The sequence below is a fragment of the Nocardia nova NBRC 15556 genome, from assembly GCF_001613005.1.
GTDB classification, from domain to species: domain Bacteria; phylum Actinomycetota; class Actinomycetes; order Mycobacteriales; family Mycobacteriaceae; genus Nocardia; species Nocardia nova.
In genome coordinates, this window is the sequence record NZ_BDBN01000015.1 from 68,559 (window position 1) to 87,864 (window position 19,306).

Annotated in this window: 20 protein-coding genes; 9 read left to right on the top strand and 11 right to left on the bottom strand. The window is 67.7% G+C overall.

The genetic code is table 11. The annotated features are described in order from the left end of the window. Position 1: 1 nt before the first annotated feature. Together NN2_RS07260 and NN2_RS07265 are read right to left on the bottom strand one after the other, a co-directional pair. Entirely contained in the window at positions 2-823 is an 822-nt protein-coding gene (locus NN2_RS07260; protein WP_063011523.1) for a polysaccharide deacetylase family protein, read from the bottom strand. Positions 824-966: 143 nt separating this feature from the next. Then, positions 967-1,677: an SDR family oxidoreductase gene (locus NN2_RS07265; RefSeq protein ID WP_063011525.1), complete on the bottom strand. Its 711-nt coding sequence runs from the start codon at positions 1,675-1,677 to the stop codon at positions 967-969. A gap of 334 nt (positions 1,678-2,011) precedes the next feature. On the opposite strand from NN2_RS07265, the gene ggh reads away from it, so the two are divergent. Further along, positions 2,012-3,346, top strand: coding sequence for a glucosylglycerate hydrolase (gene ggh, locus NN2_RS07270; protein ID WP_063011578.1), 1,335 nt, complete (start codon positions 2,012-2,014; stop codon positions 3,344-3,346). A gap of 51 nt (positions 3,347-3,397) precedes the next feature. Continuing rightward, positions 3,398-4,156 carry a glycoside hydrolase family 25 protein gene (locus NN2_RS07275; RefSeq protein ID WP_063011527.1) on the top strand — a complete coding sequence of 253 codons (759 nt, stop codon included), beginning with the start codon at positions 3,398-3,400 and terminating at the stop codon, positions 4,154-4,156. Here NN2_RS07275 and NN2_RS07280 read toward each other — a convergent pair. The 3 genes from NN2_RS07280 to NN2_RS07290 form a co-directional block, all read right to left on the bottom strand. Continuing rightward, the gene (locus NN2_RS07280; protein ID WP_156511246.1) at positions 4,153-4,884 is read right to left on the bottom strand and encodes an amino acid ABC transporter ATP-binding protein; all 732 of its coding nucleotides are present in this window, start codon (positions 4,882-4,884) and stop codon (positions 4,153-4,155) included. The two genes, NN2_RS07275 and NN2_RS07280, sit on opposite strands and share 4 nt — an antisense overlap. A gap of 44 nt (positions 4,885-4,928) precedes the next feature. Then, positions 4,929-6,725 carry an ABC transporter substrate-binding protein/permease gene (locus NN2_RS07285; RefSeq protein ID WP_063011530.1) on the bottom strand — a complete coding sequence of 599 codons (1,797 nt, stop codon included), beginning with the start codon at positions 6,723-6,725 and terminating at the stop codon, positions 4,929-4,931. A gap of 138 nt (positions 6,726-6,863) precedes the next feature. Then, a complete protein-coding gene (locus NN2_RS07290) occupies positions 6,864-7,658 on the bottom strand; it encodes an LLM class F420-dependent oxidoreductase (RefSeq protein WP_063011532.1) in 795 nt (264 codons plus the stop codon). 168 nt (positions 7,659-7,826) lie between these two features. On the opposite strand from NN2_RS07290, the gene NN2_RS07295 reads away from it, so the two are divergent. Further along, complete coding sequence (locus NN2_RS07295) at positions 7,827-8,906, top strand: ABC transporter ATP-binding protein (protein WP_063011534.1); 1,080 nt, start codon at positions 7,827-7,829, stop codon at positions 8,904-8,906. A gap of 94 nt (positions 8,907-9,000) precedes the next feature. Here NN2_RS07295 and NN2_RS07300 read toward each other — a convergent pair whose 3' ends face one another. After that, complete coding sequence (locus tag NN2_RS07300) at positions 9,001-9,519, bottom strand: winged helix-turn-helix transcriptional regulator (RefSeq protein WP_063011582.1); 519 nt, start codon at positions 9,517-9,519, stop codon at positions 9,001-9,003. A 108-nt stretch (positions 9,520-9,627) separates the two neighbouring features. Here NN2_RS07300 and NN2_RS07305 point away from each other — a divergent pair, with 108 nt between their 5' ends. Next, positions 9,628-10,797 (top strand): thiolase family protein, encoded by a 1,170-nt coding sequence (locus tag NN2_RS07305; RefSeq protein ID WP_063011584.1) that lies wholly within the window; start codon positions 9,628-9,630, stop codon positions 10,795-10,797. Between the two features lie 3 nt (positions 10,798-10,800). Here NN2_RS07305 and NN2_RS07310 read toward each other — a convergent pair whose 3' ends face one another. Further along, on the bottom strand, positions 10,801-11,145 hold the full coding sequence (locus NN2_RS07310) for a hypothetical protein (RefSeq protein ID WP_063011536.1): 345 nt from the start codon (positions 11,143-11,145) through the stop codon (positions 10,801-10,803). A 92-nt stretch (positions 11,146-11,237) separates the two neighbouring features. Here NN2_RS07310 and NN2_RS07315 point away from each other — a divergent pair, with 92 nt between their 5' ends. Both NN2_RS07315 and NN2_RS07320 read left to right on the top strand, forming a co-directional pair. After that, a complete protein-coding gene (locus NN2_RS07315) occupies positions 11,238-12,209 on the top strand; it encodes an o-succinylbenzoate synthase (protein ID WP_245658582.1) in 972 nt (323 codons plus the stop codon). Positions 12,210-12,331: 122 nt separating this feature from the next. Further along, positions 12,332-13,129 (top strand): VOC family protein, encoded by a 798-nt coding sequence (locus NN2_RS07320; RefSeq protein ID WP_030514176.1) that lies wholly within the window; start codon positions 12,332-12,334, stop codon positions 13,127-13,129. 42 nt (positions 13,130-13,171) lie between these two features. Here the strand turns inward: NN2_RS07320 and NN2_RS07325 are convergent, their stop codons facing one another. Then, positions 13,172-13,684, bottom strand: coding sequence for a TIGR04338 family metallohydrolase (locus NN2_RS07325; protein ID WP_063011538.1), 513 nt, complete (start codon positions 13,682-13,684; stop codon positions 13,172-13,174). A 64-nt stretch (positions 13,685-13,748) separates the two neighbouring features. Beyond that, entirely contained in the window at positions 13,749-14,588 is an 840-nt protein-coding gene (locus NN2_RS07330; RefSeq protein ID WP_063011588.1) for a DUF2786 domain-containing protein, read from the bottom strand. 289 nt (positions 14,589-14,877) lie between these two features. Between NN2_RS07330 and NN2_RS07335 the strand changes: the two genes are divergently transcribed. The 3 genes from NN2_RS07335 to NN2_RS07345 all read left to right on the top strand — a co-directional run bounded on the left by NN2_RS07335 (position 14,878) and on the right by NN2_RS07345 (position 18,061). Then, positions 14,878-16,140 carry an ABC transporter substrate-binding protein gene (locus tag NN2_RS07335; RefSeq protein WP_030514173.1) on the top strand — a complete coding sequence of 421 codons (1,263 nt, stop codon included), beginning with the start codon at positions 14,878-14,880 and terminating at the stop codon, positions 16,138-16,140. Positions 16,141-16,226: 86 nt separating this feature from the next. Continuing rightward, positions 16,227-17,210, top strand: a complete 984-nt coding sequence (locus NN2_RS07340; protein WP_051043442.1) for a carbohydrate ABC transporter permease — start codon at positions 16,227-16,229, stop codon at positions 17,208-17,210. Continuing rightward, on the top strand, positions 17,210-18,061 hold the full coding sequence (locus NN2_RS07345; protein WP_063011542.1) for a carbohydrate ABC transporter permease: 852 nt from the start codon (positions 17,210-17,212) through the stop codon (positions 18,059-18,061). The genes NN2_RS07340 and NN2_RS07345 overlap by 1 nt, the downstream gene beginning before the upstream one ends. On the opposite strand, the gene NN2_RS07350 is transcribed toward NN2_RS07345, so the two are convergent. Then, complete coding sequence (locus NN2_RS07350; protein ID WP_231983118.1) at positions 18,051-18,707, bottom strand: HAD family hydrolase; 657 nt, start codon at positions 18,705-18,707, stop codon at positions 18,051-18,053. The genes NN2_RS07345 and NN2_RS07350 overlap by 11 nt on opposite strands. Beyond that, the coding region (locus tag NN2_RS37655) for an MFS transporter (protein ID WP_501193546.1) at positions 18,701-19,306 on the bottom strand (606 nt) is incomplete at its 5' end. The genes NN2_RS07350 and NN2_RS37655, both read right to left, overlap by 7 nt.

The following is a 19,306-nucleotide window of genomic DNA, read 5'->3' on the forward strand; positions in this document are numbered from 1 at the left end:
TTCAGCGCGGCGGCAGCAGCACGTCGTCGAGGGTGACCATCGAGAGGTGGCGCTCGCGGATGATGTCGACCAACCGGCCGTAGCAGTGTGTGACGGCCGGATGGTTGGCGTGACCGATGACGATCGCCTGCGGGTTGAAGTACTTCGCGGCCATCTGCATCAGAAAGTCCTCGGTGACGATCGAGGAGTCCGACAGCGAACCGAACCACAGCGTCGGCACCGTATATCCGAGATCGGCGGCGACCCGGTCCACCGCGGCGTTGTGGTACCCGTAGGGCGGTCGGTAATAGGGCGTTCCGTCCACGCCGAAGTTGTTGTGCAGGAACGTTTTCGTGCGACGGAGCTGGTCGGCGACGGCGCTGCCGGAGATCTTGGTGAGCGCGGGATGATCCCAGGTGTGGTTGCCCAGCTGGATCTGCCCGGACTCCACCAGCGGGCGCAGCGCGTCCCGGTGCACGGTCCACGAGTCGTAGGCGGCGGTCACGAAGAACGTGAAGCGGGCGCCGGTGTCGCGCGCGAAGCGGATATACGCGCCGACCACCTCGGGGCTCGCGCCGTCGTCCACGGTGAGCGCGAGATTCGCGCCGGCGCCCGGCAATGCGGTCATCGTGCCCGAGGTCGCCACGGTCTTCGGCCCGGTTGGCGGCGGGCGTAACAGCGGGGACGGAGGCGCCGGGGGCAGGGGTGGGGTGACCGCCGCGGCGACAGGTTTCGCCCTTTCCCCGGTCGCACTGTGGGCCGTCGTACAGCCGGTCAGGGCGACCGCCGTGCCCGCGGCGAGCAATGTGAGCAGCTGCCGCCGAGTCGATCGCGCGTCACCCATGCCGGCGTCGCACCTGGTAGGAGGTCATTTCTGCCCTAAGCTACCGCACCCTCGACACCCTCGCCGGCCGGGCACCGGTCGTTCCGGCGCGTCGGCCGGCAGCACCGATTCAGCGCCCATTCAGCCCGGCCGACAGCACCGGTTCAGCGGGCGATCGGGCGCAGCACGATCTCGGTCGGGTGCGCGTCGCGTGGCGTCTCGACGGCGTTGCGGACGGCCCGGGCGACCGTCGCCGCGGTCAAGAACTCGTCGGGGTTGTAATCCCGCTGTTCGGAGGCGACGATCGCGCGCTGCATCTCGGTGTCGATGCGTCCCGGGTGGACGGAGGTGACACGCAGGCGCGGTTCCTCGAGCCGTAGCGCGTCACCGAACGCGCGCAGACCGAATTTGCTCGCGGCGTACACACCCCAGTGCGGATTGGCGCGCAGCCCGGCACCCGAATTGATCAGCACCACATGGCCGCCGGCGGCGCGCAGGGCGGGCAGCAGCAGCCGGGTCAGCTCGGCGACGGCAATCAGATTGGCTTCCAGCGTATTTCGCCACAGCTCGACCGACGAGTCGGCGATCGACCCCAGTTCGGCGACGCCCGCGTTGTGCACCAGCACATCCAGACGGTCGATCGGCGCCGTCGCCGCGGGCAGCGCGGCGTAATCGGTCAGATCGACCGGCCACGGTTCGGCATCGGGAAGTTCCGTCCGGATCTTCGCCAGCGATTGCGCCGAACGCGCGCCCAGCAGCAGTCGATGCGTCCCCGCGAGTTCCCGCGCGATCGCGGCTCCCAGTCCCCGGCTGGCGCCGGTGATCAGCGCGGTCGGTAGATCCTGCGCGGCAGTGCTTTCCGAAGGTGCGGCCATGTGCTCACCGTAAACCCCGCGCGCCCACCGCAGCGCTACGCATCCGGGCGGGGCGGACGATCGCACGGGCGGGTCCGGACAATTGCACCGCCGCGACCGGACATCTGTCGTCCATCGGTGGCGAGCCGATGCCGATGGGTGTAATCCAGACTCGAGCAACCGGTTCACAGCGGCGGGCGGGGGACGGACACCGCGCATGACACAGAACGAGGCGATGAGGGTGGACACTGCCGAACAGGTGACCGGACCGGACCATGCCCCCGCGGCGGCCGCTGTGCGGCACGCGACGCCCGGGCGCCGCGCATATCTGAAGGTGACGTCGCAGAATAGGGAAATGAACGGTCCCGGCTTCACCCCCACTCAGCTGGCTGCCCGGGCCGCCTATCTGCTCCGCGGCAACGATCTGGGGACCATGACCAGCGCGGCGCCCAAGCTCTACCCCCATATGTGGAGCTGGGACGCCGCCTTCGTCGCGGTCGGCCTGGCCCCGCTGAGTGTGGAGCGCGCTGTCGTCGAACTCGACACTCTGCTCTCCGCGCAATGGCGCAACGGCATGATCCCGCACATCGTGTTCGCCAACGGCGTGGACGGCTATTTCCCGGGACCGAGCCGGTGGGAGTGCCGTCGGCTGGCGGCGAACGCCCCCGCCGGTGTCGACACGTCGGGCATCACCCAGCCACCGGTGCACGCGATCGCGGTCCAGCGGATTCTCGACCACTCCCGGCGCCACGGCCGCACCACCCGGGCGGTCGCCGCGGAATTCCTGGATCGGCGCTGGGTCGATCTGATGCGCTGGCATCGCTGGCTGGCGCATGCCCGCGACCCCAAACAGCACGGCCGGATCACCCTGTATCACGGCTGGGAGTCCGGGATGGACAATTCGCCGCGGTGGGATCGCGCCTACGCCAATGTGGTGGTCGGCGACCTGCCGCCGTATCGGCGCGCCGATATCGACGTGGTCGACCCGGCGCAGCGTCCCACCGATCGCGAATACGACCGCTACCTGTGGCTTGTGGAGCAAATGCGTCGGTGTGGCTACGACGATTTCCAGCTGGCCTCGACGATGAGCTTCGCCGTGGAGGACGTCTTCGTCACCGCCGTCTTCGCGCTGGCCTGTGAGGTCTTGGCCGGTATCGGGGAGGACTACCGCATGCCGCACGCCGATGTGCGCGAGCTCTACGAGTGGGCCGACTATTTCCGCGCCGGCGTGATCGCCACCGCCGATCCGCGCTCCGGCGCCGCGCGCGACTTCGACCTGCGCACCGACGATTGGATCGGCACCGAAACGCTGGCCATGTTCGCGCCGCTGCTGTGCGGCGGACTGCCGCGCGCCACCGAACGCAGTCTGCTGCGCCTGTTCGAGGGGCCACGCTTCTGCGGCCACCCCGATCTGCGCTACGCGCTGCCGCCCTCGACCTCGCCGGTGTCGAAGGATTTCCGCCCGCGCGAATATTGGCGCGGGCCGGTGTGGCCGGTGATGAGCTGGCTGTTCTCCTGGGTCTTCGCCCGCCGCGGCTGGGCCGAACGGTCCTTCATGCTGCGTGCGGAAGGTTTGCGGCAGGCGGGCGACGGCAGCTTCGCGGAGTACTACGACCCGTTCACCGGGGATCCGCTGGGGAGCATGCAGCAGTCGTGGACGGCAGCCGCGGTCCTCGACTGGCTCGGATGAGTCACGCGTAAACACTGGTCACAAGCGCCTCGGCTGCCTACTCTCGTAGCCATGTATCGACGCACCGTGGCTCGTCCGAAAGTCCGTCGCTTCACCGCAGCCCTGCCGCTGCTCGCCGTTGCCGGCATATTCTCGGCAACCGGTATCGCCTCCGCTGGACCCACCGGGCCGGACGTGTCGTCCTGGCAGCACATCGACGGCCGTCTGATCGACTGGTTCGCGGTCCGGGCCTCCGGGCACAACTTCGCCATGGTGAAGGCCACCGAGGGGCTGAACTACGTCAATCCCTATTTCGTCCCCGACAGCCTGCTGATGCGCGCGGCCGGGGTGGCGCGCGGGACCTATCACTACGCCCATCCGGATCTGCCGCCGGAACCGCAGGCCGCCCTCTACGCCGCGGTCGTCCTCGGCCAGAACGGCCCGCTGGATCTGCCGCCGGTCCTGGATATGGAGAATTCCGGCGGGCTGTCCCCGGCGGAGCTGATCGATTGGACCCATCGCTATCTGACCACGGTGCAGGCATTGACCGGCCGGGTGCCGATCATCTACACCTACCCGCGGTTCTGGCAGACGGCGATGGCCGATTCCGATCAGTTCCACCAGTACCCACTGTGGATCGCCGATTATCGCGGCAACGCCCAGCCCGAGGTGCCCGGCGGCTGGCCGGCGTGGACCTTCTGGCAGACCACCGATTCCGGCAGTGTGCCGGGTATCGCGGGCAATACCGACCTCAACGTCTACAGCGGAGCGCAGGGCAATTTCGCGCAGTTCGCCAATATGCCGTTCAGCGGCAGCAGTTCGGGCAGTTAGAGGATCTGGGACAGAAACTGTTGCAGGCGTGGGGTTTCCGGATCGGCGAAGAGGCGGTCCGGAGACCCCGACTCCACCACCTTGCCCTGGTCCATGAATACCACGCTGTCGGAAACCGAACGGGCGAAACCCATTTCGTGGGTCACCACGATCATCGTCATACCGCCGGCGGCCAGATCCGCCATCAACGAGAGCACACCCTTGACCAATTCCGGGTCCAGGGCCGAGGTCGCCTCGTCGAACAGCATCAATTCCGGCTTCATCGCCAGTGCGCGAGCGATGGCGACACGCTGCTGCTGTCCACCGGACAGATTCGCCGGGCGGGTATCGGCGCGCGCCGCCAATCCGACCGCCTCGAGCTGCTCCAGGGCCAGCGCCCGCGCCGCTTCCTTGCTCAGGCCGCGCAATTTCCGCGGTCCCAGGGCGACGTTCTCCGCCACCGTCTTGTGCGGGAACAGGTTGAAATGCTGAAAGACCATTCCGATGCGCTGGCGCAGCCGATCCGGATTTTCCCCCAGCACCGAAACCCCGTCGATCAGCACATCGCCGGAATCGGGCTCGTGCAGCCGGTTCAGCACCCGCAACAGGGTGGATTTTCCCGAACCGGACGGGCCGATGACCGTGGTGGTGTGCCCGGCATCGACGTGAATGTCGACGCCGCGCAGCACCTGGTTGTTGCCCAGGGTCAGATGCAGATCGACGCCGGTCAGCGAGGAACTGGTGCGCACGCCGTTGGCATCCTGGTCGCTCACGCCGTCGGCATCCTGGTCGCTCACGCTCCGCGTCCTTCCGTGATGACAGCCTGGTCGATTTCGTCGGCGGCGGCTTCGGCGCGGCCGGTGCGCAATCGGCGGTCGATGTAGTTCACCAGATGGGTGAGCGGGATCGTGAGCAGCAGATAGACCAGGCCCGCCGCGACCAGCGGTGACAGATTTCCGGTCTGCGAATTCAGGTCGCGGCCGACGGCGAACAGTTCCCGCTGGGAGGCGAGCAGGCCGAGGAAGTAGATCAGCGAGGAATCCTTGATCAGCGCGATGAACTGGTTCATCAGCGCCGGCAGCACTCGCCGCACGCCCTGGGGAATCACCACCAGCGTCATCGACTGCCGATAGCCGAATCCGATCGCCCGCGCGGCCTCCAACTGTCCCGGCTCCACCGATTGAATGCCCGAGCGGAAGATCTCGCCGATATAGGCCGAGGCCAGCAGCGCCAGCGCCACCGCGCCCAGCCAGTACGGATTGTTCCCGGTGATCCCCTTCACCACCGGGCCGATGCCCAGGCCGATCAACAGGATGATCACCACCGCCGGCAAACCGCGGAAGATGTCGGTGTAGACCCGGGCGGGCCAGCGCAACCAGCGGGTGCGAGAAATACCGGCCACCGCGAGCAGAATGCCGATGAGCGTGCCGAGCACGCCCGAAACCAGCGCCAGAATAATCGTATTCGGCAGGCCGGTCTTGAACAGTTCGGGAAATGCCTTGCGGTACAACGACCAATCGAAGAACGTGTCCTTCAATTGTGCGAGGGTCGATTTCGGAGCGTTCTGCTGATCGCCGTGCCGATGTTCGGCCGCGATCTTCTCGAAGTCCGGAAGTTGCGGCATCGGAGCCGATTTGGAGCCCGGTTTCCAACCCGGCGGCAGCGGCCGCGGCACCCAGTCGGAATAGAGCTTGGCGTAGGTTCCGTCGGCGATCACCGCGTCGAGGCCGGAATTCAGTGCGTCGATCAGCGGCTGATTGTTCTTGCGCACCGCCCAGGCGGTGAAATTGTCCAGGCTGAAGGTGTTCTGCACGATCGAGGTGGGATCACCCGGTTTGATCGCACCGGTGGCCTGCTGCGAGGGCGCGACCCAGGCGTCGATCTGCCCGGTCTTCAGATTCGCGTAGGCAGTGTTGTAGTCGGGGAATTTCACCGCGTCCAGATGCAAGGTGCCGGTGACGTATTCGTCCTGCACGGTGCCCTGCACCACGCCGATCCGCACGCCCGGTTTCAGATCCGAAAACCCCTGGATCGCACTGCCGTTGGGCACCACGAGCGAGAAGTAGCCGAAATCGTAGCCGTTGGTGAAGCCGACCTGCTGTCGCCGGGCATCGGTGGTGGTGATGCTCGACGAGCCCACGTCGAACCGGCCGGTGGCGACGAGCGAGAGCAGCGAGGCGAATTCGGTGCCGGAGAACTGCACCCGGAGTCCGAGTTTCGCGCCGATCGCCTTCAGCAGTTCGTTGTCGAATCCGGTGAAGGCCCCCGACGGATCCACGCAGATACTCGGCGGCGCGTCCGAGAGCGTGCCCACGCTGAGCACCCCGGGCTGGGACAAACCGAGCTTGGTGATATCGATCGAACTCAGCGGCGCGGTGGTCGCGGTGGTGTATCGGTCGGCGCCGGCCGTCGCACCGCTCGCCAGTTTCGTCGGCGCGGGGGAGGCGGCCGACGGTCCGGGGGGTGCGCACAGGTTCGAGGCCCGCGACGAACTGCCGCCATCGGAGCTGCAGGCGACGGCGAACAGCAGCATCATCGCCACCATCAGCGCGATCAGCGCACGCGGGCGCGAGACGGGCAAACGGGCCATAGCCGAGAACCCTAGCCGGGCCGGTAGGGCCCCGGGGGCGGCGACGCGGGTCCACGGGCCGCCGCCCCTGCCACATCGCCCGGCGGAAATCGAATCCCACTGATTCGATCAGGCGGTGTTCGATCAGGCGGTGTTCGATCAGGCGATACCGGTCACCGACTCCGGATTGAAGTTGTCCCGCCATGCGACGGCCTGCTCCACCACGCTCAGCTCGTAGTCGGGCCCGCCGACGCCCACGGTGAACAGGGTCGCGCCGGCCTGCACCAGCCGCTCGGCCTGTTCGGCGCCGGGCCAGGACACCGACCGCTCGATCCGGTTCGCGTCGGTGCCGACCTCGGCGCAGTGCTCGGCCAGAATCTTCGACTTCCGTTCCAGCGCTTCGATATCGGCGAAACTGTGCCAGATGTCGGCGTATTCGGCGACCAGTCGCAACGTCTTTCGCTCACCACCGCCGCCGATCAGGATCGGAATGTGGCGCGTCGGCGCCGGATTCAGTTTCGGCAGCCGGGCGTCGATGCGGGCGAGATATTCCTTGAGCAACGCCAGACGTGTTCCGGGCGTGCCGAATTCGTAGCCGTACTCGTCGTAGTCCTTCTGGAACCAGCCGGCGCCGATGCCGAGGATCAGCCGGCCGCCGGAGATGTGGTCGACGGTGCGGGCCATATCGGCGAGCAGGTCGGGATTGCGATATCCGCCGCCGGTCACCAGGGCGCCGAGTTCGACTCGTTCGGTCTGCTCGGCGATCGCGCCGAGCATGGTCCAGCATTCGAAGTGAGCGCCGTCGGGATCGCCGTAGAGCGGGTAGAAGTGGTCCCAGTTGAAGACGATGTCCACGCCCGCATCCTCGGCCCGGCGCACGGCATCCCGGATCAGCCCGTAGTCGGGAGCATGTTGCGGCTGTAGCTGAACTCCGATGCGAACCGGTCGAGTCATCCGATGCTCCTTCGTCTCGTGAGCTGCTCTCGCGGCCGGTCAGCGGCCCTTGACGAGGCTACTCGCCCGCTGCACCCCGCGCGGGCCGCTGGGTTACTGTGGGGCGCGCACCGACCCCTCTACTCGGATCGTCCGGCACGTTCCTGCCGGTGAAGGGATTGATTCACCATGGCCACGGTCACCTTCGACCACGCCACCCGGCTCTACCCGGGTGGGACCAAACCCGCCGTCGACAAGCTGAATCTCGAGATCGCCGACGGCGAATTCCTGGTACTGGTCGGACCGTCCGGATGCGGCAAATCCACCTCGCTGCGCATGCTGGCCGGACTCGAGGAGGTCAACGACGGCCGCATTCTGATCGGCGAGAAGGATGTCACCGACGCCGAACCCAAACAGCGCGATATCGCGATGGTCTTCCAGAACTACGCGCTGTATCCGCATATGACGGTCGCGGAGAACATGGGTTTCGCACTGAAGATGGCCAAGGTCGGTAAGGCCGAGCGCACGCAGCGCGTGCTGGAGGCGGCGAAACTGCTCGACCTCGAGGACTTCCTGGACCGCAAGCCCAAGGCGCTGTCCGGTGGTCAGCGTCAGCGGGTCGCGATGGGACGCGCGATCGTGCGGCAGCCGCAGGTATTCCTGATGGACGAACCGCTGTCGAATCTGGACGCGAAACTGCGCGTGCAGACCCGCACACAGATCGCCCAGTTGCAGCGCCGGCTCGGCACCACCACGGTCTACGTCACCCACGACCAGGTGGAGGCGATGACCATGGGCGACCGGGTGGCGGTGCTCAAGGACGGACTGCTGCAGCAGTGCGCCTCACCCCGGGATCTGTATCGGGATCCGGCGAATCTGTTCGTCGCGGGCTTCATGGGCTCCCCGGCGATGAACCTGTTCACCCTGCCGGTGTCGGACGGTTCGGTGACCGTCGGCGGACATTCGATCGCGCTGCCGCGCACGGTGGCCGACGCCGCGGGCGAGACCGTGGTGGTCGGCATCCGGCCGGAGCATTTCGATCCGGCCGGCGGTTCCGACGGCATCGCCATGGAGATCGATGTGGTCGAGGAGCTGGGTTCGGACGCCTACATCTACGGCCGCACCCTGGGCGAGGCCGGCGGAGATCAGACGATCGTCGCCCGCGCCGACTGGCGCAATCCGCCGCAGAAGGGCGACAAGCTGACGCTCACCAGCGATGCGGAGCACACCTATTTCTTCGACCCGGCCAGCGGTAAGCGACTGACCTAGGACTCGAATATCGTTGCCCTCGAACGCTTCCGGGTGCTCGAGGGCACGATCGTCAGCCCACGCACCGGTCCGCCGAAGACCCGCGCCGATCGTCTCATCGCTGTGCGGTCACATCCCGGGTTCCGACGCGTGCCCGGCGCCAGTCCTGGTTGACCCGGACCCGGATGTCCTCGAGCGCGACCTCGTCACCGCCGACGCTGCGCAACTCCACCCGCACCGGTTCACCGGTGGTGTCTTCGATCCGCTCCAGCGGCGGCACTCCGCCCTGCAGATATTTGTCCCCCCACTGCCACAGCGCGAAGATCGCCGGCAGCAGATCCCGGCCCATCTCGGTGAGCACGTACTCATTGCGGGTGCGCTTACCCTCTTCCCGATACGGCTGTTTGCGCAGCAGTCCCGCGTCGGTCAGTTTGCGCAGCGCGGCGGCCGCGGCGGCATCGGTGATACCCACCCGCGCCGCGAAACCGTCGAAGCGGGTGGTGCCGTAGATGGATTCGCGCAGAATCAGCATCGTCGAGCGGGCGCCGACGATGTCCAGCGCCTTCACGATGGAACAGCCGTCCGGCTTCCACGAATTCAGATCACGCAGGGGTCCTTCCAACTTCACGGGCATGACGACGATCATACCAACTCTGACTTGCCACAACTAATGCCAGCTCCTAACCTGACTTTAGAGCGACTGAGTCAGATGTCGCAACGGCGCGATACCGGAGGAATCGCCATGAGAGACGCAGTGATCGTCGAGGCCGTACGCACCCCGATCGGCAAGGGCAAAGCCACCGGAGCGCTGCACGAACTGCATCCGGTCGACCTGTTCGCCCACAGCCTGCGCGAGGTCGTGCGACGCAGCGGGATCGATCCGGTGCTGATCGACGACGTCATCGGCGGTGTGGTCACCCAGGTCGGCGAGCAGTCGGTCAACATCACCCGCCGGGCCGCGCTCGCGGCCGGATATCCGGAATCCGTTCCGGCCACCACGGTCGACCGGCAGTGCGGTAGCAGCCAGCAGGCCATCCACTTCGCCGCGCAGGGCGTGCTGGCCGGGGCCTACGACATCGTCGTCGCCGGCGGTCTGGAGTCGATGAGCCGGGTGCCGATGGGGTCGAGCGTGGCGGGCGCCACCGATATCAACGGTGTGGCCTTCACCGAGCGGTATCCGGACGAGCTGGTACCGCAGGGGATCAGCGCGGAACTGATCGCGGCGCGCTGGGGCATCTCGCGCACCGCCATGGACGAATTCTCGCTCGCCAGTCACGAAAAGGCCGCCACCGCAACGAAGAACGGATCCTTCGAGGCACAACTGGCGCCGTTGGCCGGGTTGAGCACCGACGAGGGCATTCGCGTCGGCAGCACCCTGGAAACCCTGGCCGGGCTGCGGCCGGCCTACTACAGCGAGGCCTATGCCGCCCGATTCCCCGAGATCGGCTGGAACGTGACCGCCGCCAATGCGAGTCAGATCAACGACGGCAGCGCGGCGGTGCTGATCATGACCAGTGAGAAGGCGGCGCAACTGGGCCTGCGGCCACTGGCCCGGCTGCACAGTTTCGCGGTCGCGGGCGACGATCCGCTGCTGATGCTCACCGCGGTGATCCCGGCGACTCGGAAGGTGTTGCAGCGCTCGGGCCTGTCGTTGGCCGATATCGACCTGTTCGAGGTCAACGAGGCCTTCGCCTCGGTGGTACTGGCCTGGGCCGCCGATACCGGCGCGGATCTGTCCCGGGTGAACGTCAACGGCGGCGCGATCGCGCTGGGGCATCCGCTCGGCGCCTCCGGTGCGCGGCTGGCGACCACGCTGGTCCACGCACTGCACGAACGCGGGGCCCGCTTCGGACTGCAAACCATGTGTGAGGCAGGCGGTTTGGCGAACGCGACCATCTACGAGCGGCTCTGAGCCTCAGACCGACACCACGACCAGCGCCGCCGCGAAACCGAGCAGCCATGCCTCGGCCAGCAGCGGCAGGATGAGCAGCGCGTAAGGCCAGGCCGGGCGGCGTTCCCGCAACGCCCGCAGGGTCCACCGCCCGGCCAGCAGCAGCGCACCGACCAGGGACAGGAACGCCACGGCGTAGGCCAGCGGCAGATGACTGTCCCCCGGCCGAGTGCGCTGCCGCGCCATATCCCGGTACGGCAGGCCGTACCGCCAGATCACCCACGCCACACCGCAACCGGCCAGATAGACCGCGGCACTCAGCACGGCATCGCCGCGCCGCAGCGGCGGGCGAGCCGGCCGGAACTCCATGGCTACTTATGGAAATCCCTTCGACCGGTGCTCGCAAGCACCACTGGTCGGCCGCCGGTCCGTCGCCGTTTCGCAGGGTTAGGCTGGCCCGGGTGAGCGATCTGGATCCGGCGTCGGCCCTGGTTTACGCGATTCCGCTGCGTACTCGCTTCCGCGGCATCACCGTCCGTGAGGGGATGCTGCTCGAAGGACCGCGCGGCTGGGGTGAGTTCTGCCCGTTCGTCGAATACGACGACCGCGAGGCCGCGAACTGGCTCACCACCACGGTCGAGCAGATCGAGGAGGGCTGGCCGGAACCGGTCCGGGATCGCATTCCGGTCAATTGCACCGTTCCCGCGGTCGGACCCGAGCGCGCGTATGCCATCGTCGCCGAATCCGGTTGCCGCACCGCGAAAGTCAAGATCGCCGATCATCCCGACTCGCTCGCCGAGGATATCGAGCGGGTCGCGGCCGTCCGCGATGCGCTGGGTGGCGACGGTGCCGTCCGGGTCGATGCCAACGCGGTCTGGGATGTCGATACCGCGGTCACCAACTTGCGTCAGATCGACCGTGCCGCACAGGGTTTGGAATACGCCGAGCAACCGTGCCGGACGATCGAGGAGCTGGCGGCGGTCCGGCGGCGGGTCGACATTCCCATCGCCGCGGACGAATCCATCCGGCGTGCCGAGGATCCGCTGCGGGTCGCGGTGGCGGGAGCGGCCGATATCGCCGTATTGAAATGCACACCGCTCGGCGGAGTGCGGCGGGCACTGCGGGTGGCGCAGGCGGCGGGACTGCCGTGCGTGATCTCCTCGGCACTGGAGACGAGCGTCGGACTGTCGGCCCAGCTCGCGCTGGCCGGCGCCCTGCCGGAACTCGACCACGCCTGCGGGCTGGGCACCGTCAACCTGTTCGCCGGCGACGTGGTCGCGGAGTCACTGCGCCCCGTCGACGGATATCTGAGCGTTCCGCGCACCCCGCCGAACCCGGATCCCGCACTGCTGGAACGCTTCCGCCATCCCGATCCGGAGCGCACGGCGTGGTGGCGAAGCCGGCTGGAGCGGGTGCTGCGGCTCCTTGATTGATCGCGGCCTCACACGCCTCGGCGGGTGCGGGACGAGGGTTTTCCCACCCGCCCGTCTGTGATTAGCTGATCGTGTGCCATCGGCAGTTCTCACGTGCTCGAACACACGATAGGAGTTCCGCAATGCCCACTCGTGATTCTGCGTGGCCGCAGGGTACGCCCTGCTGGATCGACTGTTCGGTCGACGATCCGCAGGCTGCCCGCGACTTCTACTCCGGTTTGCTGGGGTGGGAGATCATGGACAGCCCGCCCGAGGCCGGGGGATATCTGATGGCGATGCTGAACGGTAAACCGGCCGCCGGAATCGGGCCCAAGATGGGCGAGGCGCCGATGCCCTCGGTGTGGACCACCTACCTCGCCGCCGACGATGTCGACGCGGTCGCCGAGGCCATCGGCGCGGCCGGGGGCACCGTGTTCGTCCCGCCCTTCGACGTCATGGACGTGGGCCGCATGTGCGTGGCCGCCGATCCGACCGGCGGCATCTTCGGCGTCTGGCAGGCCAAGGCCCACACCGGTGCCGGTATCTACAACGAACCCGGCTCCTACTGCTGGAACGAACTGCACACCGGCGACTACGCCACCGCACAGGAGTTCTACCGCCGCGTCTTCGGCTGGACCTTCGACGAAATCGGCGACGGTGAGAACTTCGTCTATTCCACCTTCTCCCCGCCCGGTGCGGACGTCGCCGGCGGCGTCATGGACGCCGGCAGCGCACCCGGCGACAACCCGCCCTACTGGCTCACCTGGTTCCAGGTCGCCGGGACGGACGAAAAGCTCTCCCGCGCAACCGAACTCGGTGCCACGGCACTGATGGGACCGGACGACACCCCGTTCGGCCGCTCCGCCGTCGTCCAGGCTCCCCAGGGCGAGATCTTCGGCCTCATCGACCCGACGGTGCGGGCGGAGGCGCCCGGGCAGTAGCGCTCGTGTCCCGGGCCGTGCGGTACGGCCCGGGGCATCGGTTCAGCCCACTCGGGCGCCACAGTCGTGCAGAGTGGCGCGCAGAAGAAGGGCGGCTTCCGGGCCGATGATCCCGTCGACCAGCTCGAGGTAGCGCGTACAGAATTCCGGGCCGTGCGGGGCGAGGTCGACGCCGGGCGGCTCCAAGTGGTGGGCGATTTCGTGGAGTATGACCAATTCGCGCAGCGCCCACGCGGTTCCGCCGGTGTGCAGGGGTACGGCCAGGACGGCGCGGCCGGTTTCGTAGTGCGCCGCGGCGGTGCCCGCGCGGGCACGCACCGCGAGCGGCGTATCGGCCCGAAGCCATTGCGCGCGTACCCAATTCAATGCCAGGACTCGGTCCACATAGCTCTGGACCGATTCGACCGAGGCGAACTTCCGCTCGATCGGCAGCGTGAGCTGCGAGCCGTGCAAGTCGACCGTGCGAGCCCCGAATTCCTCGGCTCGTTCGAACATCCGCCGCACCAGACCCTCGGCATCGTAGACGCGGCTGCGCTGCGAATCCCGGGGCGTCACAACTGCGGCTCGCGGTGCGCCGGGCACATCAGGACGGCGCCGCACTGCGCCGCTCTCGTGCGGCTCATGCTCCGGGCGCTTCGAGACGCCCTCGCCCGGTGGGCAATTCGGGGGACAGACCCAGCCGTGCGCTTCGGCCGGCACGATCCCCGGCACGTCGCGCGGCCGGCGAGTACCCCGTGGATTCCTGCGGGCCGCGCCAGGTGCCGCGGGCGTCGGAGGTGCGGGAGTAGAAATCGGTGAGCTCGAGGTCCTTGTTGCGCAGGGCCAGCGCGGTGCCCGCGGCCGATTCCGCGGAGCCGGGATCGTCGCGCACCGCCTCGGCCTCCACATCCGCCTTCACCTGCGCCAGCCGGCGGCCGATCCGATCGGCGAACGCCATCTGGAAATTCAGCCGAGCCGTCACCGCTGCGACAGGGGCCTGTATGCGACGCTGCACCCTGCGACCCCAGCGCGTCTCCACCACGACCTTCTCCACGGTCGCCGATTTGTAGGCGCCGGATTTGATGTAGTGGTCCGACGCCCGCACCATCTGCACCAGCAGGCTCGTGTACAGCGCCTCGCAGGTCGCGATATCGGTGTCGAAGCCGTAGGCGTACACCTGCGTGGACGTGCGGGTCACATCGCAGCGCACATCGTTGGCCGCGGCGATCGCCACGAACAACTGCACGTAGGTGCGCAGCCCTTTCTTCCCCGCCTCGCCGATCGGGACGACCTTCTGCATCGGTGTCGGGCGGCGTTCGCGGCCGGCGATATGGGCACGGGCCACCGCCAGGTCGATCGACGAACGGGTCGCCAGGCGCTGGGCAGCCGCCATGAACGCCTCGGCCTCGTGCTCGTTGTCGGTCGACTCGGCCTGACGCAACAGCCCACCGATCCGGGTGAGCAACTTGTCCTGGGGCATCTGGGTCGACATCGAGCGCCAGGATACGAGAACGCACCGACATCCCCACACGATCGGGCGGGGGCGGAAGGCGGTAGCTCGCGGAACCACGGAGGGCGGGGGCGGACGCCGTATCCCACGCAGCAGCCGAACAATGTATCTTGCCTTGTGCAACCGGCGCAGTGTGCGGGCGCTCACGCTTGGCACCTGTGTTCGTTACGACCCTGGAGTATCGATGGCTTTGAACAAGGCGTCCTCGAACAAGGCGCGTAAGGCTCGCGCGCGCGCCGCGTCACGACGCTCGTCCCTCGTGTCCCGCGCCGCACTGGCCACCGCGTCGGTGGCACTGCTCACCGCCGGGTTGACGAGCGCCTGTTCGAGCGGCGACGGCAGCAACCCGACCGGCCAGAACCTGGGCGGGCGCGGTCCGATCACCTACGTCGAGGGTAAGGACACCACCGAGACGGGTGCGGTCAAGCAGCTCATCGACCGGTGGAACGCCGCCCATCCGAACGAGCAGGTGACGTTCAAAGAGCAGTCCAACGACGCCTCCCAGCAGTACGACGACCTGGCCCAGCACATGCGGGCCAAACAGTCCGACTACGACGTGATGGCGCTGGACGTGCCGTGGACCGCCGAGTTCGCGGCCAAGGGCTGGATTCAGCCACTGAAGGACTCCTTCGCCCTCGACACCTCCACGCTGCTCTCGCCGACCGTCGCCAGCGCGACCTACCAGGGCACCCTCTACGCCGCGCCGCGCAACACCAACGGCGGCCTGCTGTACTACCGCAAGGATCTGGTTCCGAATCCGCCGAAGACCTGGCCGGAACTGCTGGCCGACTGCAATATCGCGCGCGATCACGGAATCGGCTGCTACGCAGGGCAGTTCGCACCCTACGAAGGTCTGACCGTGAACGCGGCCGAGGTGATCAACGCCTACGGCGGCTCGTTCGTCGGCCCGGACGGCAAGACCGCGACCGTGAACTCCCCGCAGTCGCGCGCCGGCCTGCAGGTGCTCACCGACGCCTACAAGAACGGCGACATCCCCAAGGAGGCCATCTCCTTCAAGGAGCCGGAGAGCCAGAACGCCTTCGCCTCGGGCAAGCTGCTGTTCCTGCGCACCTGGCCCAACTTCTACGGTGTGGCCCAGGCCGACTCCTCCGCGGTGAAGGGCAATTTCGGCGTCTCCCCACTGCCCGGTAAGGACGGCATCGGCGCCTCCACGCTCGGTGGTTACAACGCCGCCATCAGCGCCTACTCCAAGAACAAGGCCACCGCGCTGGACTTCCTGCGCTTCCTGATCAGCGAGGATGCCCAGCGCATCGTCGCCGAGGGCGCGTTCCCGTCGGTGCGGTCGTCGATGTACGACGATCCGGCGCTGATCGCGAAGTTCCCGTATCTGCCCGCGCTGAAGGATTCGATCGCCAGCGCCGTGCCGCGCCCGGTGACCCCCTTCTACCCGGCGGTGTCGAAGGCCATCCAGGACAACGCATATGCTGCGTTGACCGGTAAGAAATCAGTCGATGACGCGATCATCGGCATGCAGAAGGGCATCGAAGCCGCCGGCTCCTGACCCTGTCCGCAGTCTGCCCCGTAGGAGAGTTGAACGTGTCGAGTCCTTCGGGTGCGACCGATCTCGCGCCACCCGACGATTTGCCGGTGAGCCCGAAACCGAAGCGCGACAGTAACTCCCGGGGCTTACGGCTCCCGCAGGGGTCGGGCCGCGCGTGGTTGTTCGTCGCACCGGTGCTGGTGGCGCTCGCGGTCGTCATCGGCTATCCGGTGGTGCGCGCGGTGTGGATGTCGTTCCAGAAGGACGCCGGGCTCGACCCCGCCACCGGCATGTTCGTCGAGGGCGGCAGCGCCGGGTTCAGCAACTACACGCACTGGCTGCTGCAGCAGTGCACCCTGCCCGGCGGCGGAACCGAGCCGTGCCCCACCGGCAACCTGGGTTCGCAGTTCTGGGCGGCCATCGGGATCACCCTGCTGTTCACGGTGATCACCGTGACGCTCGAGGCGACCATCGGCCTCGGCATGGCGACCGTGATGGGCAAGACCTTCCGCGGGCGGGCGCTGCTGCGTGCCGCAGTGCTGATCCCCTGGGCCATCCCGACCGCGGTGACAGCCCGGTTGTGGGAGTTCATGTTCCAGTACAACGGCGTGGTCAACCGGGTGCTGCACACGCACATCCTGTGGCAGACCGATCCGTGGTGGTCGCGATTCGCGGTGATCATCGCCGACGTCTGGAAGACCACCCCGTTCATGGCGTTGCTGATTCTCGCCGGACTGCAGGTGATCCCGAACGACGTGTACGAGGCGGCCAAGGTCGACGGCGCCTCGGCATGGCAGCGCTTCACCCACATCACGCTGCCGCTGCTGAAGCCCGCACTGCTGGTCGCGGTGCTGTTCCGGACCATGGACGCGCTGCGCCTCTACGACCTGCCGGCCATCATGATGCAGGGCAACCCGGCGACCCGGACCATTTCGATCCTCGTGGTCGATCAGGTGCGGCAGGGCTCCAACAGCGCGGCCGCGCTGTCGGTGCTCACCTTCCTGATGATTTTCGCGGTGGCATTCGTGCTGGTGAAGATACTGGGCGCCAATGCGGTGGCGACGCAGGAAGAACAGCGGAAGGCACACTGATGACCACTGCTACCTCTGGGCGCAAACCGTGGCGGTCCGCGCGGGTGTACGTCGGTGCGCTGATCGTGCTGATCTGGGGCCTGGCCCCGTTCTACTGGATGGCGGTGACCGCCTTCCGCGATCCGGACTACACCTTCGACAACACCCCGTGGCCCACCCACCTGACCTTCGAGAACTTCCGCAACGCGTTCGACACCAGCCGCGGCAACGACTTCGGCCGGGCGCTGACCAACAGCGTCGTCATCGGCGCGGCCACCACCGTGATCGCACTGCTGATCGGCATGATGGCCGCCTACGCCTTGGCGCGCATGGCCTTTCGCGGTAAGACCCTAGTCGCCGGCTTGATCCTGAGCGCCTCGATGTTCCCGGTGGTCGTCCTGGTGACGCCGCTGTTCCAGCTGTTCACCAACATCGGCTGGATCGGGCACTACCAGGCGATGATCATCCCGAACATCTCGTTCGTGCTGCCGATGACGGTCTACGTCCTGGCCTCGTTCTTCGCCGAGCTGCCCTGGGAGCTCGAGGAAGCGGCCCGGATCGACGGCGCGAGCCGGTTCCAGGCGTTCCGGCTGGTGATGCTGCCGCTGGCCGCGCCCGCGGTGTTCACCACGGCGATCCTGGCGTTCATCGCCGCGGTGAACGAGTACCTGCTGGCCAGTCTGCTCTCGGTCGACCGGACCGAACCCGTGACGGTCGCGATCGCGCGGTTCTCCGGTAACGATCCGCTGGTGCAGCCGTATGCGGCGATCATGGCGGCGGGCATCATCGTCACCGTGCCGCTGGTGATCATGGTGTTGCTGTTCCAGCGCCGCATCATCTCCGGCCTCACCGCGGGCGGCGTCAAGAGCTAGGGCAGGCGGCGACCGATTTCGTCCCGAGCTGCCTTTCGATATCGGCGGGTGAGCCGGTGTAGTGGAGGGTTCGCAGGCCGAGTCGTGCCGCCGCTTCGCAGTTGTCGGGCCGGTCGTCGATGAACATCACACGACCCGGATCTCCGACTCCGGTGGCGGCCAGGGCATTTCGGTAGGTGTCGAGGTGCGGTTTGTTCATGCCGAGCCGGGCCGAGTAGAGGGCGTCGGTCATCAGGCCGCGCCAGTCGGAGGCGTCGAGCGCGTCGCCGACCGGGTGGGGCGCGTTGGACAGCAAGACCATCGGCAGATCCGCCTGGCGGGCCCGGTGCAGGAGGCCGACGACGCGGTGGTCGGTCCGCGTCCACAACGCGGTGTCGACGGCACGTAAGCGGGTGAGCAATACCGGTTCGGGCCGGCGGCCGAGCACCGCGGTCCAGAAGTCCGTGTCGTCGAACTCGCCGGAATCGTAGGGTTCGCGAGCGCTCCAGAAGGCGGTCTGGAAATGAGTGAGGTCTTCGGTGCGCCATCCGGCGAGTTCGGCGAGACCGCTCCACATGGGAGTGGTCGGCTGCAGGCCGATGACGCCGTTGTAGTCGAAGATGACCGCGTCGAGGTCGGTGGACGAGTGAGACAGAGCGCTTACCACTGGTTCTCCAATGCTCGATGAGACAGAGCGGCCACGCCCGCGGCGAGCAGGGCGGGCAGCACGAGGGCGACGGGCAGGGTCGTGACGGTGGCCACGGCCCCGATGAGGGCCGGTCCCGCGAGTAGTCCGAGATATCCGGCGACGGCCACGGCGGCGACGGCGCGCGGACCTCCCGTGCCGGCCGTGCTGAACAGGGAAGGAATCGTGACGGCCAGGCCGAGGCCGAAGACGGCCCAGCCGGCCAACGCGAACGGCACATCGTTCACCGACACACCGGTGAGAAGTCCGGCCGACGCCAGAATCGCGCCTGCCCGAACGACTTTCGGCGCTCCGAAGCGGGCGGTGAGCCGATCGCCGACGAGGCGTCCGGCCGCCATCGCGGCGCTGTACGCGGCGTATGCGGCGGCACCGACCGCGGCCGAGGCGTGCAGGCCGGTCAGGTGGACCGCCGACCAGTCGGCCGCCGCGCCCTCGCCGAGCAGACATGCCGCGGCCAGTGCGCCCAGCAGCCAGATCCGAGACCGGGACAGTCGGGGCGCACGCTCACCCACCACCACCCCCGGGTCGGCAAGCGGCGAGCCGACACAGCGCGTGGCGGG

Bases quoted from the DNA above. Each gene is read 5' to 3' on its own strand.
- NN2_RS07285 (WP_063011530.1), bottom strand. From the start codon at position 6,725: ATGGCCCGTTTGCCCGTCTCGCGCCCGCGTGCGCTGATCGCGCTGATG.
- NN2_RS07295 (WP_063011534.1), top strand. From the start codon at position 7,827: ATGGCCACGGTCACCTTCGACCACGCCACCCGGCTCTACCCGGGTGGG.
- ggh (WP_063011578.1), top strand. From the start codon at position 2,012: ATGAACGGTCCCGGCTTCACCCCCACTCAGCTGGCTGCCCGGGCCGCC.
- NN2_RS07260 (WP_063011523.1), bottom strand. From the start codon at position 823: ATGGGTGACGCGCGATCGACTCGGCGGCAGCTGCTCACATTGCTCGCC.
- NN2_RS07310 (WP_063011536.1), bottom strand. From the start codon at position 11,145: ATGGAGTTCCGGCCGGCTCGCCCGCCGCTGCGGCGCGGCGATGCCGTG.
- NN2_RS07300 (WP_063011582.1), bottom strand. From the start codon at position 9,519: ATGCCCGTGAAGTTGGAAGGACCCCTGCGTGATCTGAATTCGTGGAAG.
- NN2_RS07330 (WP_063011588.1), bottom strand. From the start codon at position 14,588: ATGCCCCAGGACAAGTTGCTCACCCGGATCGGTGGGCTGTTGCGTCAG.
- NN2_RS07275 (WP_063011527.1), top strand. From the start codon at position 3,398: ATGTATCGACGCACCGTGGCTCGTCCGAAAGTCCGTCGCTTCACCGCA.
- NN2_RS07345 (WP_063011542.1), top strand. From the start codon at position 17,210: ATGACCACTGCTACCTCTGGGCGCAAACCGTGGCGGTCCGCGCGGGTG.
- NN2_RS07290 (WP_063011532.1), bottom strand. From the start codon at position 7,658: ATGACTCGACCGGTTCGCATCGGAGTTCAGCTACAGCCGCAACATGCT.
- NN2_RS07265 (WP_063011525.1), bottom strand. From the start codon at position 1,677: ATGGCCGCACCTTCGGAAAGCACTGCCGCGCAGGATCTACCGACCGCG.
- NN2_RS07305 (WP_063011584.1), top strand. From the start codon at position 9,628: ATGAGAGACGCAGTGATCGTCGAGGCCGTACGCACCCCGATCGGCAAG.
- NN2_RS07320 (WP_030514176.1), top strand. From the start codon at position 12,332: ATGCCCACTCGTGATTCTGCGTGGCCGCAGGGTACGCCCTGCTGGATC.